This window comes from Pseudomonas paraveronii (assembly GCF_963681955.1).
GTDB lineage: Bacteria > Pseudomonadota > Gammaproteobacteria > Pseudomonadales > Pseudomonadaceae > Aquipseudomonas > Aquipseudomonas paraveronii.
This window is the reverse complement of the sequence record NZ_OY817130.1, coordinates 4415433-4432862: the sequence shown is the minus strand read 5'-3', so window position 1 is coordinate 4432862 and position 17430 is coordinate 4415433. Positions and strand designations below refer to the sequence as shown.

12 protein-coding genes and 3 rRNA genes are annotated in these 17430 nt (G+C 59.2%); 12 read left to right on the top strand and 3 right to left on the bottom strand.

Going from position 1 to position 17430, the window contains the following annotated elements; all coding sequences use genetic code 11:
• Window positions 1-160: 160 nt before the first annotated feature.
• The 8 genes from U5A08_RS20385 to U5A08_RS20350 all read left to right on the top strand — a co-directional run bounded on the left by U5A08_RS20385 (window position 161) and on the right by U5A08_RS20350 (window position 9100).
• Complete coding sequence (locus U5A08_RS20385) at window positions 161-1678, top strand: amino acid ABC transporter permease/ATP-binding protein (protein ID WP_321848323.1); 1518 nt, start codon at window positions 161-163, stop codon at window positions 1676-1678.
• 25 nt (window positions 1679-1703) lie between these two features.
• Entirely contained in the window at window positions 1704-2576 is an 873-nt protein-coding gene (locus tag U5A08_RS20380) for a phytanoyl-CoA dioxygenase family protein (RefSeq protein WP_321848322.1), read from the top strand.
• A gap of 28 nt (window positions 2577-2604) precedes the next feature.
• A complete protein-coding gene (locus tag U5A08_RS20375) occupies window positions 2605-3435 on the top strand; it encodes an ABC transporter substrate-binding protein (RefSeq protein WP_198717613.1) in 831 nt (276 codons plus the stop codon).
• A 50-nt stretch (window positions 3436-3485) separates the two neighbouring features.
• On the top strand, window positions 3486-4217 hold the full coding sequence (locus U5A08_RS20370; RefSeq protein WP_276194095.1) for a class II aldolase and adducin N-terminal domain-containing protein: 732 nt from the start codon (window positions 3486-3488) through the stop codon (window positions 4215-4217).
• 9 nt (window positions 4218-4226) lie between these two features.
• Entirely contained in the window at window positions 4227-4904 is a 678-nt protein-coding gene (locus U5A08_RS20365) for a DUF1028 domain-containing protein (RefSeq protein WP_321848319.1), read from the top strand.
• On the top strand, window positions 4901-6052 hold the full coding sequence (argE, locus tag U5A08_RS20360; RefSeq protein WP_321848317.1) for an acetylornithine deacetylase: 1152 nt from the start codon (window positions 4901-4903) through the stop codon (window positions 6050-6052). Before U5A08_RS20365 ends, argE begins: the two co-directional genes overlap by 4 nt.
• Before the next feature lie 38 nt (window positions 6053-6090).
• Entirely contained in the window at window positions 6091-6786 is a 696-nt protein-coding gene (locus U5A08_RS20355; protein WP_321848315.1) for a tRNA (adenine(22)-N(1))-methyltransferase, read from the top strand.
• Window positions 6787-7042: 256 nt separating this feature from the next.
• Entirely contained in the window at window positions 7043-9100 is a 2058-nt protein-coding gene (locus tag U5A08_RS20350; RefSeq protein ID WP_321848313.1) for a methyl-accepting chemotaxis protein, read from the top strand.
• A 144-nt stretch (window positions 9101-9244) separates the two neighbouring features.
• On the opposite strand, the gene U5A08_RS20345 is transcribed toward U5A08_RS20350, so the two are convergent.
• Window positions 9245-9871 (bottom strand): glutathione S-transferase family protein, encoded by a 627-nt coding sequence (locus tag U5A08_RS20345; protein WP_253397569.1) that lies wholly within the window; start codon window positions 9869-9871, stop codon window positions 9245-9247.
• A gap of 66 nt (window positions 9872-9937) precedes the next feature.
• Window positions 9938-10105, bottom strand: a complete 168-nt coding sequence (locus U5A08_RS20340) for a DUF2986 domain-containing protein (RefSeq protein ID WP_321848312.1) — start codon at window positions 10103-10105, stop codon at window positions 9938-9940.
• Between the two features lie 518 nt (window positions 10106-10623).
• Between U5A08_RS20340 and U5A08_RS20335 the strand changes: the two genes are divergently transcribed.
• The 4 genes from U5A08_RS20335 to U5A08_RS20320 all read left to right on the top strand — a co-directional run bounded on the left by U5A08_RS20335 (window position 10624) and on the right by U5A08_RS20320 (window position 16065).
• Window positions 10624-12160: ribosomal RNA gene (locus tag U5A08_RS20335) — 16S ribosomal RNA — on the top strand.
• 278 nt (window positions 12161-12438) lie between these two features.
• Window positions 12439-15328: ribosomal RNA gene (locus U5A08_RS20330) — 23S ribosomal RNA — on the top strand.
• A 158-nt stretch (window positions 15329-15486) separates the two neighbouring features.
• Window positions 15487-15602 (top strand): 5S ribosomal RNA (gene rrf, locus U5A08_RS20325).
• The 16S, 23S and 5S rRNA genes sit together here, the layout of an rRNA operon.
• A gap of 229 nt (window positions 15603-15831) precedes the next feature.
• Window positions 15832-16065 (top strand): hypothetical protein, encoded by a 234-nt coding sequence (locus U5A08_RS20320; protein ID WP_017847731.1) that lies wholly within the window; start codon window positions 15832-15834, stop codon window positions 16063-16065.
• A 58-nt stretch (window positions 16066-16123) separates the two neighbouring features.
• Here the strand turns inward: U5A08_RS20320 and chrA are convergent, their stop codons facing one another.
• Window positions 16124-17332, bottom strand: a complete 1209-nt coding sequence (chrA, locus tag U5A08_RS20315; RefSeq protein ID WP_321848310.1) for a chromate efflux transporter — start codon at window positions 17330-17332, stop codon at window positions 16124-16126.
• Window positions 17333-17430: the final 98 nt, after the last annotated feature.

Genomic DNA, 17430 nt, shown 5'->3' with positions numbered 1-17430 from the left:
ACATTGATTTTTGGTGGTTTCGGGGGCGGAGGGGGGGCTGCGTAGGTTCTGCCTACCCAGTGGACCGGGTTTTACGAATTGACCCTAAGGGCCTCCCGCCACGACTCTGAATTCATTGACGCAGATCAATTTCCTTCTTTTGGGGCAGGGCACCGCGACGATGACATTCGACTGGAATTATATGTTTGGTCTGCTGGGCGATGCCGAGTTCTGGCGCGCGACGTGGACGGTGATCAAGCTCAGCACCCTGACCTGGGTCTTGAGCATCGGTCTGGGCTTTCTGCTGGCGCTGGCCAAGCAATCCAGGCATGGGCTGCTCAGCGTTCCCGCGCGTGGCTATATCTGGCTGTTCCGCAGCCTGCCGCTGTTGGTGCTGTTGATCTTTATCTACAACCTGCCGCAAGCGCTGCCCGGCACTTCGGCGATTCTGGCCGACCCGTTCTGGTCCGGCCTGCTGGCCCTGGTGATTTGCGAAACGGCGTATGTGGCCGAGATCCATCGCGGCGGTCTGCTCTCGATCCCCAAAGGTCAAGGCGAGGCGGCGCGGGCGTTGGGCTTGAAGTTTTTCGGCACCCAATGGCGCGTGGTGATCCCCCAGGCATTGCGGGTGGCGCTGCCATCCCTGGCCAACGAATACATCTCCATCGTCAAGCTCACCTCGCTGGTGTCGGTGATCTCGCTGACGGAAATCCTGATGGTCGGCCAGCGCCTGTATTCGCAGAACTTCCTGGTGATCGAAACCATGGCGGCGGTGGCGTTCTTCTATGTGTTTATCGTCACCGTGTTCGACTTCCTGCTCAAACGCCTGGAGCGCTTTCTCGACGTCAACCAGCGCAATGTGTCGCGGGTTCCCGATGCGGCGGTGCTGGCCCTGGCCACGCAACAACGGGTTGCGCTGCAACGTCCGGCCACCAGCGGGGCCCCGGCGCTGCACGCCACGCGGCTGCACAAGGCCTACAACGACATCGAGGTGCTGGGCTCGGTCAACCTGCAGGTCCTGCCCGGTGAAGTGGTGTCGGTGATCGGGCCGTCGGGGTCGGGTAAAACCACCTTGATTCGCCTGCTCAACGGCCTGGAGCAACTGGACAACGGCGAGATCAGGATCAACGGCCAGCCGTTCATCCACCTGAACAAAACCGGCGCGCAGAAACCGCAGTACGTCGAACACGCCGAGCATCGCCTGAACATCGGCATGGTGTTCCAGAGCTTCAACCTGTTCCCGCACTTGAGCGTGCTCGACAACCTGCTGATGGCGCCGAAATACCATGGCCTGGGTCGCACCGACGAGCTCAAGCAACAGGCCTACGCGCTGTTGCACAAGGTCGGCATGCTCGACCACGCCTGGAAGTACCCGCACCAACTCTCCGGCGGCCAGCAGCAACGCGTGGCCATCGCCCGCGCGCTGATGATGCGCCCGCAGATCATGCTGTTCGACGAGCCCACCTCGGCGCTCGACCCGGAGAAAGTCAACGAAGTGCTGCAGGTCATCGAAGCCTTGGCCGAGGAGGGCATCACCATGGTGATCGTCACCCACGAGATGAATTTCGCGTTCAAGGTCTCCGATCGCATCGTGTTCATGGAAAAGGGGCGTGTGGTCTGCGACGACACGCCTGCGGTATTGCGCAGCGGCCAGAACCCACGCGTGGAGGCGTTCCTCAAGGACGTCTCGCTGGCGTGACCCTCTAACGTTCAGGAAAAACAAAATGATCGAGCAACATCAAATCGAGCAGTTCCAGCGCGACGGCTACCTGGTGGTGGAAGGCGTGTTGTCGATGGACGAAGTGGCCGCGCTGCAGCACGACTTCAACCAATGGGTAGAAGAAAGTCGCCGCCATGACCAGGGCTGGGGCACGACCGTGGATGGCCGCGCACGCTTCGATCTGGAGGGCGACCATCGCGCCGATCACCCGTCGCTGCGCCGTGTCAGCTCGCCCACCGAGATTTCCCCGGTGTATGAACGCGTGGCGTTGCATTCACGCATGGCGGCGATTTCCGCGCAGTTGATCGGCGCCAGCGGCGCACGCTTTCACCACAGCAAGATCAATTCGAAGTTGCCCCACACCGCGACCCAGGTGAAGTGGCACCAGGACTTTTTATTCACGCCCCACAGCAACGACGACATCATCACCGCCTTGCTGATGGTCAGCGAAGTGACCCCGCAAAACGGCCCGCTGAATGTGATCCCCGGCAGCCATAAAGGCCCGCTGTGGTCGCACTGGCAGAACCAGCGTTTCACCGGCGCGGTGGACGACGCGGTGGTCGCGGAACACTGCCGGCAACCGATCGCCTGCTACGGCCCGGCCGGTTCCGTGTGCTTCATGCACACCCGCTTGCTGCACGCTTCCAGCCCTAACGAGACCGAACTGCCGCGCACCCTGTTCATCAGCGTCTACGCCGCTGAAGACGCGCTGCCATTCGGCGAAAACCCTCTGCCCAGCGCACATGCCGGCCTGCTGGTGGCCGGTGAAGAAAGTGGCTTGATACGTTCCACGGACAACCAACTGCGCTTGCCGCAGAAACCCCGTGGCGCGTCGTTCTTCGTGCAACAGGCCGGACAAGATTCTGCCACTGCCTAACCTCCCAACTCCCTTGCAGGTATTGACCATGACAGCGTTTCGTAAAAGTGTTCGTCCCCTTGCCGTGTGCCTGCTGGGCGCAGCGGTTGCGATGACCTCATTGGCGGCTTCGGCGTTCCAGCAGGACGGCAAGATCATCGCCGGTTCCGATGTGACGTTCTTCCCCTATGAATACATGGATAACAACAAGCCGGCGGGCTTCGATATCGAGTTCATGGACGGCCTGGGCAAGGTCATGGGACGCAAGGTCGAGACCCTCGACACGCGCTTTCCCAACCTGATCACCGGCTTGCAGGCCGGGCGTTTCGATGTGACCAACTCGTCGATGTACATCACCGCCGAGCGGGTCAAGGTCATCGACATGATTCCCTACCTGAAAAGCGGCGAGTCGATCCTGACCCTCAAGGACAGCACCTTCCAACCCAAGACCCCGGAAGAATTCTGCGGCCACAAGATCGGTTCCATGGGCGCTACCTCGTGGCTGGCGCAGATGAACAAACTGTCGGCCGAGTACTGCGTGGCCAAAGGGTTGAAGCCGATCCAGATCAGCGAGTACAGCACCGACCCGCAAACCACCCAGGCGCTGCTGGCCCATGCGGTCGAAGCGCAGATCACCGACGCGGCCGTGGCCCGTGGCGTGATCGACAAACTGGGCAGCCGCGTGGTGATTTCGTCCGACGCCTTGATCTACCCGGTGCTGAACGGCTTCGGCGTGAAGAAGGGCAATGACACGGTCAAGCAGGCCTTGCTCGACGGCCTGGAGAAGTACCGCGCCACGCCGGAATACGCGGCCTTGCTCAAGAAGTACAACTTTGAGGCGCCCACCGATGCCGACCTTGCGGCGCTGATGCCCAAGTAAGCCTATTGCGCGGCCGCAGTCTTGCGGTCGCGCCCTGCGGAGACCGATCCATGGCGTTATCCCTCGAAGAACAGACGCGCATCGACCTGGCGGCGACCTTTCGCATCGTTGCCCACCTGGGCATGCACGAAGCGGTGGCCAACCACTTCAGCGCTGCCGTGTCGGCCGATGGCAAACAGTTTTTACTCAACCCGAAGTGGAAGCACTTCTCACGCATTCGCGCCAGCGACCTGCTGCTATTGAACGCCGACGACCCCGCCTGTGCCGACCACCCGAACGTGGACGCCACCGCCTGGTCGATCCACGGGCAGATCCACCGACTGCTGCCACACACCCGCGCCGTGCTGCACCTGCACCCGGTCTACACCACGGCGGTGGCGTGCCTGGCCAAGCCGCACATCCCGGCGATCGACCAGAACACCGCGCGCTATTTCAACCGCGTGGCGGTGGACGAACTCTATGGCGGCATGGCCGACACCGAAGCCGAAGGCGCACGCCTGGCCGGCTTGCTCGACGGCAAGAGCCGCCTGTTGATGGGCAACCACGGCGTAATGGTGACCGCCTCGTCCATCGGTGAAGCGTTCGACGATATCTGGACCCTGGAGCGCGCCTGCCAGATCCTCGTCACGGCGTGGTCCACCGGGCAGCCGTTGCGGGTGTTGTCCGATGAAGTGGCGGAAAAAACCGCGCGGGGCTGGGAAGGCATCACCGATTTCTCGCGCCGGCATTTTGAAGAAATGAAGCAAATGATGATCGATGCCGATGCGTCGGTGCTCGACTGAGGAAGCCCTATGACCTTTTCCATTGTTGCCCGCTGTGCCGAGACGGGTCAGTTGGGGATCGCTATCAGCTCGTCGAGCATCGCCGTGGGCGCGCGTTGCCCGTGGCTGCGCCCCGGTGTGGGCGCGGTGGCGTCGCAGAACATCACCCTGCCGAGCCTGGGCCCGCAGATTCTCGACCTGCTGGAGCAGGGCATGGCGCCGAGTGAGGCCGTGGCGGCGGTGTTCGCCGGGCAGGACCACCGCGACTATCGGCAGGTGACGGTGATCGATCGCCTGGGCCGCACCGCACATTTCAGTGGCTCGCAAACCCTTGGCATGCATGCGGCGCTGAGTGGCGAGCAATGCGTGGCGGCCGGGAACATGCTGGCCAATCCCGATGTGATCGCTGCGATGGTCGACGCGTTCGAGAACGCCTCCGGGCATCTGGCCGACCGGCTGCTCGCCGCGATGCACGCAGGCCAGGCCCACGGCGGCGAAGCGGGGCCAGTGCATTCGGCGGCCCTGATGGTGGTCGATGATCTGCTGTGGCCCATCGTCAATCTGCGGGTGGACTGGGCCGACGCCGACCCGATTGGCGCCCTCGATCAGCTCTGGCAGGCCTATCGCGGGCAACTGCAAGACTACCTCGACCGCGCCCTCAACCCGCACATCGCGCCGGGCTATGCGGTGCCGGGAGACGACCGATGAGCCACAGCCGTGACCTGCTGGCGCAATTGGTGCGCTTCGACACCACCAGCCGCGAATCCAACCTCGCGCTGATCGACTTCGTGCGCACGTATTTGCAGGGCCACGGCGTCGCCTGTGAACTGGTGTTCAACGAACACAAGAACAAGGCCAACCTGCTGGCGACCATCGGCCCGACGGATGTGCCTGGCATCGTGCTGTCCGGGCATACCGATGGGGTGCCGGTGGACGGCCAGCGCTGGAGCGTGGCGCCGTTCGACCTCACCGAAAAAGACGGCAAGTTGTACGGGCGTGGTACCGCCGACATGAAGGGCTATATCGCCTGTGTGTTGGCCTGTGTGCCGACGCTGATGGGGGCGTCGTTGCGTATGCCGGTGCATATCGCGCTGTCCTATGACGAAGAGGTGGGCTGCCTGGGTGTGCGTTCGTTGATCGAAAGGTTTCACGCGCAGCCGGTCAAGCCGTTGTTGTGTGTGATCGGCGAGCCCACCGAGCTCAAGCCGGTGCTGGGGCACAAAGGCAAATTGGCCGTGCGTTGCGACGTGCAGGGCGCGGCGTGTCATTCGGCTTATGCGCCGTCAGGCGTCAACGCCATCGAATACGCGGCCTGCTTGATCCGGGAACTGGTGCGGCTCGGTGAGGAACTCAAGGCGCCGCAACTCCAGAACGCGGCGTTCGATCCGCCGTTTGCCACGGTGCAAACCGGCGTGATGAGCGGCGGCAAGGCGCTGAATATCGTCCCGCAGCAGTGCAGCTTTGATTTCGAAGTGCGCTCGCTGCCGACCCAGGACCCGTGGCAGGTGGCGCACCAGTTACGGTTGTATGCCGAGCAAACCCTGCTGCCGGCGATGCAGGCGGTGAGTGCGCAGTGCGCGATCGGCTTCAGTGAGTTGTCCAGCTATCCGGGGTTGGCGACTTCGTCGCAAAGCCAGGCGGCTGAGTGGGTCGCGCAGTTTTGCGGGTCGCAGGACTTCGGCACCGTCGCCTTCGGCAGCGAAGGCGGGCTGTTCGATCAGGCGGGGATTCCCACCGTGGTGTGCGGACCGGGCAGCATGGAACAGGGGCACAAGGCGGATGAGTTCATCAGTCTGCAGCAACTGGATGCGTGTGATCGAATGCTGGAGCGGGTGGTGGAGTTTGTGCGTCAATAGCCTTCGCACTGACACTCGTGGTGAAGAAGGAACCGCAGTTGAACGAACACACATTGTCCATGCGCCTGGAACGCGTAGCCGCGCATGTGCCGGCTGGGGCGCGGTTGGCGGATATCGGCTCCGACCATGGCTACCTGCCGGTGGCGTTGCTGCGCCGCGGCCTGATCGCGGCAGCGGTGGCGGGGGAGGTGGCCGCGACGCCATTCCAGGCGGCCGAGCGCACCGTGCGTGAGAATGGCCTGGAGCAACACGTCAGCGTGCGCCTGGCCGATGGCCTGGCAGCCATCACGGCTGCCGACGCGATCACCGCGATCAGCGTCTGCGGCATGGGCGGCGAGACGATCCGCAATATCCTCGACAGCGGCAAGATGCACCTCACCGGCCAGGAGCGCCTGATCCTGCAACCCAACGGCGGCGAGCAACCGCTGCGCCAATGGCTGATGGACAACGGTTACTGCATCCTGGTCGAAGAGTTGTTGCGGGAAAACCGTTTCTACTACGAAATCATCGTCGCCGAGCGCGCCGAACCGGTGGCGTACAGTGCCGAAGAGTTGTACTTCGGCCCGCTGCAGTTGCAGGCCCGCAGTCCGGCCTTCCTGGCCAAGTGGCAGCGCCTGCTGCGGCAAAAGCAGAAAACCCTGGCCAGTTTCGAACAGGCCCGACAGGCGGTGCCGCAGGCCAAGGTGCAAGAGGTCGCCCGGCAGGTGCAGTGGATCTGCGCGTTGCTGGCGTGAGGTGGCTTTTCATAGCTGCAGCGGGTTGATCGAACCCACTCGCTACTCGGTCGTTCCCTTGATTGAGTGCTTTCGCCCCATTTTCGAGCGCTGCGCGCGATTTTTTGTGTGCCGCACCGCCTATTTGGGGGCTCGTTAGCGGCGGCTCGTATCTTGCTTGAGCCTTCCCAATCAATGACATGGCACTTTGCCGTGATTCATTTCAAGGCTTCGTTCATCGTTGCCTCGCGTGGGTTGTTTTGGGGAGTAGTCGGCCATGCACAGTCTGTTGTCACCCGGTATCCGCCTGCTCGGACGTTTCGGCTTCGCCCGCAAATTCCAGATCCTGTTCATTCTGTTCATGCTGCCCCTGGTCGGGAGTCTCTGGATGATCGGGCTGGACTATCGCGACAAACTTGCGGTGATTTCCAGCGAAAAGTCCGGCGTTTCTCAACTGCTGGCCCTGGACGCGTTAGATGGCCAATTGATTGCCCAGCGCAACCTCGCGTCGCGCTGGAAAGCGCTGGACCTGCTGCGTGAACCGACGCCCGCAGCCAAGGCGGCGATGGACAAGCTGGATGCGAACAACCCGCTTATCCTGCAAAGCCTGCAAGCCCTGGGCGACGCGCTCAGGCAACAGGGCGCGAGCGTCGAAACCCTGGCGCGCTTTGACGCGTTGCAGGCAACGGTCAAGGGGATGGATGTGCAATCCCTGCGCAGCGTGGGCTGGTGGCCGGACGGCTACGATCGTTTCACCTCGGCGCTGACCGCCATGCAAACCCTGCGCGAACAGATCACCCTCGACGCCGGCCTGATCCTTGACCCCTGGCTGGAGACTTACCTGCTGATGCAGATTTCCACCCAGAACGCGCCGGACCTGATCGAGCGTATCGGCCGCATGGCCAGTATTGGTCAGTCGTCCATCGCCTCGGGGCAGTTCACCCTGCAAAGCCGCTTGCAGATGCGCGACCTGCGCGGCCGTATCGGCGATGCGCGAGACCAGTTGGTCAAGGCCGCGGCGTCGCTCAAGGCCAAGCCATACCTCGGCCTGGAACCCTGGACCGCACTGTACGACAACAGCCTGCAACAACTGGACAGCGAGCTTAAAGTGCTCGACGACGGCGTGTTCGGCGGCACCATCAAACTCGACCCTGCCGGTTTCGAGCGCAGTGTCGACACCATGCTCGGCAGTCTGGGCGCGCTGCGCAACCAGTCGCTCCGCTCGCTGGATGCGCGCCTGAGCCATTACCACGACCGTTCCTTGGAGCAATTCATCCCCGTCGCGGCCATCTTCAGTCTGCTGGCCCTGGCGGCGCTGTACCTGTTTATGTGTCTGCAAGCCTCGATCCGTCGCAGTGCCAGCGGTATCACCACGCTGGCCCAGTCTCTGCGCGACGGCAACCTGTGCGTGGAAGTGGCTGTTGACGGCCGCGATGAACTGGCTGCGATCAGCGCCGCGCTCAACGTGGCGGTGGTGCAACTGCGTACCAGCCTGCTGGGCGTCAATCACGAGACTCAGCAGCTTGGTTCGGCGGTGCTCACGCTCAATTCGCAATCGGGCAGCACCCTCACCGATGTCGAAGACCAGCAACACCAGATCAGCCAGATCGCTGCAGCGGCTACGCAATTGGCCGCCACTTCGATGGGCGTCGCCAAAAGCTGTGAACAGGCCTCCGGTAGCGCCCAGCACACCCGACGCATCGCCGAAGACAGCAGCCGCGACAGCCAGCGCACCACGGCCAGCATCCAGCAACTCAACCGGCGCCTGACCGACACCGCCAACGCCCTGGAACAAGTGAGCCAACAGGGCCAGCAGATTCAGTCGGTGGTCGACACCATTCGTGGCATTGCCGAGCAAACCAACCTGCTGGCACTTAACGCCGCCATTGAAGCCGCGCGCGCCGGCGAACAGGGCCGGGGCTTTGCTGTGGTCGCAGATGAAGTGCGCAGCCTGTCGCAACGCACCCAGGCCTCCACCGCACAAATCGCCGACACCGTGGACAGCTTGCGCGCCACGGTCAGCCAGGCGGTCACACTGATGAGCGCCGCCTGCGCTCAGGCCCTGACCGATGCCGAGTCCGTCACCGGGCTGGGCACGCGGCTGGGCGAGATCGCCGGGGCGGTGCAGAACGTCACCGACACCCTGGCGCAAATCTCGGCGGCGGTGGAAGAGCAGGCGGCGACGGCGGATGAAGTGAGCGGCAATATCCAGCAGGTGGACCAGGCGGCGGGGCGCTTGCTCGATGGCGCGCGGGCGGTGAACCGGGCTGCGGATACGCTGAGCAAGGGGAGCCGGGCGTTGAGTGACAACACTGCACGTTTCCGCCTGAGCTGAGAGGGCTGCCGGGTGTAAACCGGTTCAAATGTGGGAGTTGTCGAGCTTCAGCGAGGCTGCGACAGGATCACCTCGGTGTACCTGCTAAACCTCAGCGCCTGCGGGGCGCCGGTTCAAGCACTCGCTGAAAGGCCTCATCGCCCGTTACTTCGCAAACGCATACTCCCCACCCTGTTCCAGCGCCTTGCGATACGCCGGTCGCGCCTGGAACCGCTGCACCCATGCCGCCAGGTTCGGATACGCCTGCAACTTGCCCTGCGCGTTGGCAATTTCGCCAATAAAACTCATCTGAATATCCGCGCCGCTTAACTCGTCACCCACCAGATACGGCGTGTGCGCCAGCGCATCGTTGAGATAACCCAGGTAATTGGCCACCTCGGACTCGATTCGCGGATGCAACGGCGCGCCGGCGTCACCCAGGAACCCGACGTACAGGTTGAGCATCAACGGCAGCATCGCCGAGCCTTCGGCGAAGTGCAGCCATTGCACGTACTCATCAAAAGCGGCGGTGCTTGGGTCCGGTTGCAGGCGGCCCGCACCGTGGCGACGGATCAGGTAATCGATGATCGCGGCGGACTCGATCACCACGCGCGAGCCGTCTTCAATTACCGGGGATTTGCCCAGCGGATGAACCGCCTTGAGTTCCGGCGGCGCCAGGTTGGTCTTCGGGTCGCGCTGGTAACGCTTGATCTCGTAAGGCAGGTCGAGCTCTTCGAGCAGCCAGAGAATGCGCTGCGAGCGCGAGTTGTTGAGGTGGTGGACAGTGATCATGGGAACTCCGCTGGGCGAGAAGGGGCGAGGAACAGACTGCTACGCCGCTATATAGAGTGCCTTGAATCAAGTTTCGTTGTCTGGGGAACTGCTGGTGTCCTGATCGGACCCCTCCGCCAGTTTCAAGCGGTCCGCTTTACTGACGTATTTATCTTTGCTTTTAGGTGCCAATTTGGCACTGGCCTTCTTTGCGTTGGCCTTTAATAGCTGATTGATCTTTTTACGACGGTTCATGATTGCTACTCAGCAGGTGAATGCTGGAATGATATCAGCTTGAAACAGTGCGCCACTGCAACCGGGCGGCGTTCGAGGCGGGCGTTGTCGGCGTCATCCTTTCAATAACGTGCTCTGCGACCTTGGAAGTTTGCAGAGCGACAGCCCAGGCTCCCGGGCAAGGAAAAGAATTTTCAGTCGGGGGTTGACCGGTTAATTTAATCCTGTATTATTTGCCTCCCGCTAACGAGCAGTTCACTGCTGGTCTGGCTTAAGTAGTTGATTTCCTTAGTGAAATTAAAAACTTTTAAGGTTGCTACTTCGGGAAGTGTGCTGTAGAGTGCGCTCCTCGGTTGAGACGAAAGATCTTAACCAACCGCTCTTTAACAACTGAATCAAGCAATTCGTGTGGGTGCTTGTGGAGTCAGACTGATAGTCAACAAGATTATCAGCATCACAAGTTACTCCGCGAGAAATCAAAGATGTAACCAACGATTGCTGAGCCAAGTTTAGGGTTTCTTAAAAACCCAAAGATGTTTGAACTGAAGAGTTTGATCATGGCTCAGATTGAACGCTGGCGGCAGGCCTAACACATGCAAGTCGAGCGGTAGAGAGAAGCTTGCTTCTCTTGAGAGCGGCGGACGGGTGAGTAATGCCTAGGAATCTGCCTGGTAGTGGGGGATAACGTTCGGAAACGGACGCTAATACCGCATACGTCCTACGGGAGAAAGCAGGGGACCTTTGGGCCTTGCGCTATCAGATGAGCCTAGGTCGGATTAGCTAGTTGGTGAGGTAATGGCTCACCAAGGCGACGATCCGTAACTGGTCTGAGAGGATGATCAGTCACACTGGAACTGAGACACGGTCCAGACTCCTACGGGAGGCAGCAGTGGGGAATATTGGACAATGGGCGAAAGCCTGATCCAGCCATGCCGCGTGTGTGAAGAAGGTCTTCGGATTGTAAAGCACTTTAAGTTGGGAGGAAGGGCAGTTACCTAATACGTGATTGTTTTGACGTTACCGACAGAATAAGCACCGGCTAACTCTGTGCCAGCAGCCGCGGTAATACAGAGGGTGCAAGCGTTAATCGGAATTACTGGGCGTAAAGCGCGCGTAGGTGGTTAGTTAAGTTGGATGTGAAATCCCCGGGCTCAACCTGGGAACTGCATTCAAAACTGACTGACTAGAGTATGGTAGAGGGTGGTGGAATTTCCTGTGTAGCGGTGAAATGCGTAGATATAGGAAGGAACACCAGTGGCGAAGGCGACCACCTGGACTGATACTGACACTGAGGTGCGAAAGCGTGGGGAGCAAACAGGATTAGATACCCTGGTAGTCCACGCCGTAAACGATGTCAACTAGCCGTTGGGAGCCTTGAGCTCTTAGTGGCGCAGCTAACGCATTAAGTTGACCGCCTGGGGAGTACGGCCGCAAGGTTAAAACTCAAATGAATTGACGGGGGCCCGCACAAGCGGTGGAGCATGTGGTTTAATTCGAAGCAACGCGAAGAACCTTACCAGGCCTTGACATCCAATGAACTTTCTAGAGATAGATTGGTGCCTTCGGGAACATTGAGACAGGTGCTGCATGGCTGTCGTCAGCTCGTGTCGTGAGATGTTGGGTTAAGTCCCGTAACGAGCGCAACCCTTGTCCTTAGTTACCAGCACGTCATGGTGGGCACTCTAAGGAGACTGCCGGTGACAAACCGGAGGAAGGTGGGGATGACGTCAAGTCATCATGGCCCTTACGGCCTGGGCTACACACGTGCTACAATGGTCGGTACAGAGGGTTGCCAAGCCGCGAGGTGGAGCTAATCCCAGAAAACCGATCGTAGTCCGGATCGCAGTCTGCAACTCGACTGCGTGAAGTCGGAATCGCTAGTAATCGCGAATCAGAATGTCGCGGTGAATACGTTCCCGGGCCTTGTACACACCGCCCGTCACACCATGGGAGTGGGTTGCACCAGAAGTAGCTAGTCTAACCTTCGGGAGGACGGTTACCACGGTGTGATTCATGACTGGGGTGAAGTCGTAACAAGGTAGCCGTAGGGGAACCTGCGGCTGGATCACCTCCTTAATCGACGACATCAGCTGCTCCATAAGTTCCCACACGAATTGCTTGATTCATGCGTTTGTCAAAGTGCAGAGCTAACTATTCGAATCGAATAATTAGCTCTGATCTTTTTCAGAACCGTTCTTTAAAAATTTGGGTATGTGATAGAAAGATAGACTGAACGTTACTTTCACTGGTAACGGATCAGGCTAAGGTAAAATTTGTGAGTTCTCTTAATTGAGAAATTCGAATTTTCGGCGAATGTCGTCTTCACAGTATAACCAGATTGCTTGGGGTTATATGGTCAAGTGAAGAAGCGCATACGGTGGATGCCTTGGCAGTCAGAGGCGATGAAAGACGTGGTAGCCTGCGAAAAGCTTCGGGGAGTCGGCAAACAGACTTTGATCCGGAGATGTCTGAATGGGGGAACCCAGCCATCATAAGATGGTTACCTTACACTGAATACATAGGTGTAAGGGGCGAACCAGGGGAACTGAAACATCTAAGTACCCTGAGGAAAAGAAATCAACCGAGATTCCCTTAGTAGTGGCGAGCGAACGGGGACTAGCCCTTAAGTGGCTTTGAGATTAGCGGAACGTTCTGGAAAGTGCGGCCATAGTGGGTGATAGCCCTGTACGCGAAAATCTCTTAGTCATGAAATCGAGTAGGACGGAGCACGAGAAACTTTGTCTGAATATGGGGGGACCATCCTCCAAGGCTAAATACTACTGACTGACCGATAGTGAACTAGTACCGTGAGGGAAAGGCGAAAAGAACCCCGGAGAGGGGAGTGAAATAGATCCTGAAACCGTATGCGTACAAGCAGTGGGAGCCTACTTGTTAGGTGACTGCGTACCTTTTGTATAATGGGTCAGCGACTTATTTTCAGTGGCGAGCTTAACCGAATAGGGGAGGCGTAGCGAAAGCGAGTCTTAATAGGGCGTCTAGTCGCTGGGAATAGACCCGAAACCGGGCGATCTATCCATGGGCAGGTTGAAGGTTGGGTAACACTAACTGGAGGACCGAACCGACTACCGTTGAAAAGTTAGCGGATGACCTGTGGATCGGAGTGAAAGGCTAATCAAGCTCGGAGATAGCTGGTTCTCCTCGAAAGCTATTTAGGTAGCGCCTCATGTATCACTGTAGGGGTAGAGCACTGTTTCGGCTAGGGGGTCATCCCGACTTACCAAACCGATGCAAACTCCGAATACCTACAAGTGCCGAGCATGGGAGACACACGGCGGGTGCTAACGTCCGTCGTGAAAAGGGAAACAACCCAGACCGTCAGCTAAGGTCCCAAAGTTATGGTTAAGTGGGAAACGATGTGGGAAGGCTTAGACAGCTAGGAGGTTGGCTTAGAAGCAGCCACCCTTTAAAGAAAGCGTAATAGCTCACTAGTCGAGTCGGCCTGCGCGGAAGATGTAACGGGGCTCAAACCATACACCGAAGCTACGGGTATCACTTAGGTGATGCGGTAGAGGAGCGTTCTGTAAGCCTGTGAAGGTGAGTTGAGAAGCTTGCTGGAGGTATCAGAAGTGCGAATGCTGACATGAGTAACGATAATGGGTGTGAAAAACACCCACGCCGAAAGACCAAGGTTTCCTGCGCAACGTTAATCGACGCAGGGTTAGTCGGTCCCTAAGGCGAGGCTGAAAAGCGTAGTCGATGGAAAACAGGTTAATATTCCTGTACTTCTGGTTATTGCGATGGAGGGACGGAGAAGGCTAGGCCAGCTTGGCGTTGGTTGTCCAAGTTTAAGGTGGTAGGCTGGAATCTTAGGTAAATCCGGGATTCTAAGGCCGAGAGCTGATGACGAGTTATCTTTTAGATGACGAAGTGGTTGATGCCATGCTTCCAAGAAAAGCTTCTAAGCTTCAGGTAACCAGGAACCGTACCCCAAACCGACACAGGTGGTTGGGTAGAGAATACCAAGGCGCTTGAGAGAACTCGGGTGAAGGAACTAGGCAAAATGGCACCGTAACTTCGGGAGAAGGTGCGCCGGTGAGGGTGAAGGACTTGCTCCGTAAGCTCATGCCGGTCGAAGATACCAGGCCGCTGCGACTGTTTATTAAAAACACAGCACTCTGCAAACACGAAAGTGGACGTATAGGGTGTGACGCCTGCCCGGTGCCGGAAGGTTAATTGATGGGGTTAGCTAACGCGAAGCTCTTGATCGAAGCCCCGGTAAACGGCGGCCGTAACTATAACGGTCCTAAGGTAGCGAAATTCCTTGTCGGGTAAGTTCCGACCTGCACGAATGGCGTAACGATGGCGGCGCTGTCTCCACCCGAGACTCAGTGAAATTGAAATCGCTGTGAAGATGCAGTGTATCCGCGGCTAGACGGAAAGACCCCGTGAACCTTTACTATAGCTTTGCACTGGACTTTGAATTTGCTTGTGTAGGATAGGTGGGAGGCTTTGAAGCGTGGACGCCAGTTCGCGTGGAGCCAACCTTGAAATACCACCCTGGCAACTTTGAGGTTCTAACTCAGGTCCGTTATCCGGATCGAGGACAGTGTATGGTGGGTAGTTTGACTGGGGCGGTCTCCTCCTAAAGAGTAACGGAGGAGTACGAAGGTGCGCTCAGACCGGTCGGAAATCGGTCGTAGAGTATAAAGGCAAAAGCGCGCTTGACTGCGAGACAGACACGTCGAGCAGGTACGAAAGTAGGTCTTAGTGATCCGGTGGTTCTGTATGGAAGGGCCATCGCTCAACGGATAAAAGGTACTCCGGGGATAACAGGCTGATACCGCCCAAGAGTTCATATCGACGGCGGTGTTTGGCACCTCGATGTCGGCTCATCACATCCTGGGGCTGAAGCCGGTCCCAAGGGTATGGCTGTTCGCCATTTAAAGTGGTACGCGAGCTGGGTTTAGAACGTCGTGAGACAGTTCGGTCCCTATCTGCCGTGGACGTTTGAGATTTGAGAGGGGCTGCTCCTAGTACGAGAGGACCGGAGTGGACGAACCTCTGGTGTTCCGGTTGTCACGCCAGTGGCATTGCCGGGTAGCTATGTTCGGAATAGATAACCGCTGAAAGCATCTAAGCGGGAAACTAGCCTCAAGATGAGATCTCACTGGGACCTTGAGTCCCCTGAAGGGCCGTCGAAGACTACGACGTTGATAGGTTGGGTGTGTAAGCGCTGTGAGGCGTTGAGCTAACCAATACTAATTGCCCGTGAGGCTTGACCATATAACACCCAAGCAATTTGACTACTCGTAAAGAGCATCAGATTGCGGTGTGTGAAGACGAAACGAACCGAAAGTTCGACTCTTACAAAACACCGAAAGCTATCACATACCCAATTTGCTGAAGCGAGGCCAGCTGGCCACGACTCAGTACCCGAATTTCTTGACGACCATAGAGCATTGGAACCACCTGATCCCATCCCGAACTCAGTAGTGAAACGATGCATCGCCGATGGTAGTGTGGGGTTTCCCCATGTGAGAGTAGGTCATCGTCAAGATTAAATTCCAGAACCCCTGTTTGCTTACGCAGACAGGGGTTTTGTTTGTCTGCGGGAAAATATTCTCAGACTGCTACGGAGTCTCCGTTCGGTGTGCGCCAGCTTGAATCTGTCGACACTTGATGCCCGGTTTTGGGCCGAAAGCAGCCCCTTTCTTTCCAAACAGGTCTACCATGCCAGCCCGGGAGTGGTCCACGCGCTACCGTCCATTTTTCATAAAGGTACCGCAATGACCATCGACCAAATTTCCCTTCCCAAAGGCGTAGGCCCTCACGCCTCCAAGCTTCTCGACGCCATCACCGGCGCCTCCACCCACGAAGAACTCAACCGCGCCGGCGGAAAAGCTGAAGGTTTTGTCCTGGGGCTCGAGTCCACCAAGGCCATCAAAAGCCAAATCGCCGAGTCGTTGTATGTGGCTTACGACGACGCGGCGAGTAATCGTGCGAGTGAGTTGAAGGGTTAGTTGCTAGCCGCAGAGGTCTTCGGACCGGTCAAGCGGCAATGCGCGGTGGTCGCGCGGGTTACACGGTAAGACTTAATAACCATCCCGCCGCGCCACTTCCTACAACCACCAGCCACGGTGGCAGCTTCCATACCATCAGCGCCACCAGGCCGATCAGGGCCAGGCCGAAATCCCCTGCGCTAAAGATCGCACTGGTCCACACCGGCTGGTACAGCGCCGCCAGCAACAGGCCAACTACTGCGGCGTTCACGCCTGCGAGGGCGGCCTGGGTGCGCGGGCTGCGCCGCAGGCTTTCCCAGAAGGGCAGCGCACCCATCACCAGCAAAAACGACGGGGCGAAGATCGCCAGCAGGCAGAGCATGCCGCCGAGCCAGCCGTTCGGGGGTTGGGTCATCGAGGCGCCGAGGAAGGCGGCGAAAGTGAACAGCGGGCCGGGCATGGCTTGGGCGGCGCCGTAGCCGGCGAGGAATATGTCGTTGCTCACCCACCCGTTGGGTACGACTTCGGCCTGCAGCAGCGGCAGCACCACGTGGCCGCCGCCGAATACCAGCGAGCCGCTGCGGTAGAAGGCGTCGGTCATCGCCAGGCTCTGGCTGGGGATCAATTGGACCAGGAGCGGCAGGCCGGCCAGCACCAGCACAAACAGCGATAACCACATCGCCCCGGCACGGCGGCTGAGCGTCACGGGCAACGCATCGTGCGCAGCGGGCGGCGTGGGCTTGAACAGCAGCAGGCCAGCCACCGCCGCCGCGCCGATCACTGCCACCTGGCCCCACGCCGAGGTTTGTAGCAGGGCCGCGCAGGCGGCGAGCAGCATCAAGGTGATGCGCGCTGCGTCGGTACACAGGTTGCGCGCCATGCCCCACACGGCTTGGGCGACCACGGCGACGGCCACCACCTTAAGGCCATGCAGCGCGCCGGGCGGGAGGGCTGTGCTGTGTTGGGCAATGCCCAAGGCGAACAGGATCAGCACAACGGCGGACGGCAGCGTAAACCCTAACCACGCCGCCAGCGCGCCACCGTAGCCGGCCCGCGACAGGCCCAGTGCGATGCCCACCTGGCTGCTGGCCGGGCCGGGCAGAAATTGGCACAGTGCGACCAAATCCCCATAGCTGCGCTCGCTCAGCCAGCGGCGCCGGGTGACGAATTCGTCGCGAAAGTAACCCAGGTGAGCAATGGGGCCGCCGAAGGAGGTGAGCCCCAGGCGCAGAAAAATCAGAAACACCGACCAGGCGCTGGCGGGACGATCAGTGGGGGAGTGGGCCAAGGTGGGTGTCTCGGTGAGGGTAATAGAGGAACGGAGCGTCGAGGCACCTTAGCGAATTTTGATGACGTGAAGAAGGGGCCGTTACGTGAAAGCGTAAC

What these genes read in the sequence shown, in the direction of transcription:
- U5A08_RS20365 (WP_321848319.1), top strand. Translation starts at nt 4,227, where the DNA reads ATGACCTTTTCCATTGTTGCCCGCTGTGCCGAGACGGGTCAGTTGGGG.
- argE (WP_321848317.1), top strand. Translation starts at nt 4,901, where the DNA reads ATGAGCCACAGCCGTGACCTGCTGGCGCAATTGGTGCGCTTCGACACC.
- U5A08_RS20320 (WP_017847731.1), top strand. Translation starts at nt 15,832, where the DNA reads ATGACCATCGACCAAATTTCCCTTCCCAAAGGCGTAGGCCCTCACGCC.
- U5A08_RS20340 (WP_321848312.1), bottom strand. Translation starts at nt 10,105, where the DNA reads ATGAACCGTCGTAAAAAGATCAATCAGCTATTAAAGGCCAACGCAAAG.
- U5A08_RS20385 (WP_321848323.1), top strand. Translation starts at nt 161, where the DNA reads ATGACATTCGACTGGAATTATATGTTTGGTCTGCTGGGCGATGCCGAG.
- U5A08_RS20380 (WP_321848322.1), top strand. Translation starts at nt 1,704, where the DNA reads ATGATCGAGCAACATCAAATCGAGCAGTTCCAGCGCGACGGCTACCTG.
- U5A08_RS20345 (WP_253397569.1), bottom strand. Translation starts at nt 9,871, where the DNA reads ATGATCACTGTCCACCACCTCAACAACTCGCGCTCGCAGCGCATTCTC.
- U5A08_RS20350 (WP_321848313.1), top strand. Translation starts at nt 7,043, where the DNA reads ATGCACAGTCTGTTGTCACCCGGTATCCGCCTGCTCGGACGTTTCGGC.
- U5A08_RS20375 (WP_198717613.1), top strand. Translation starts at nt 2,605, where the DNA reads ATGACAGCGTTTCGTAAAAGTGTTCGTCCCCTTGCCGTGTGCCTGCTG.
- U5A08_RS20370 (WP_276194095.1), top strand. Translation starts at nt 3,486, where the DNA reads ATGGCGTTATCCCTCGAAGAACAGACGCGCATCGACCTGGCGGCGACC.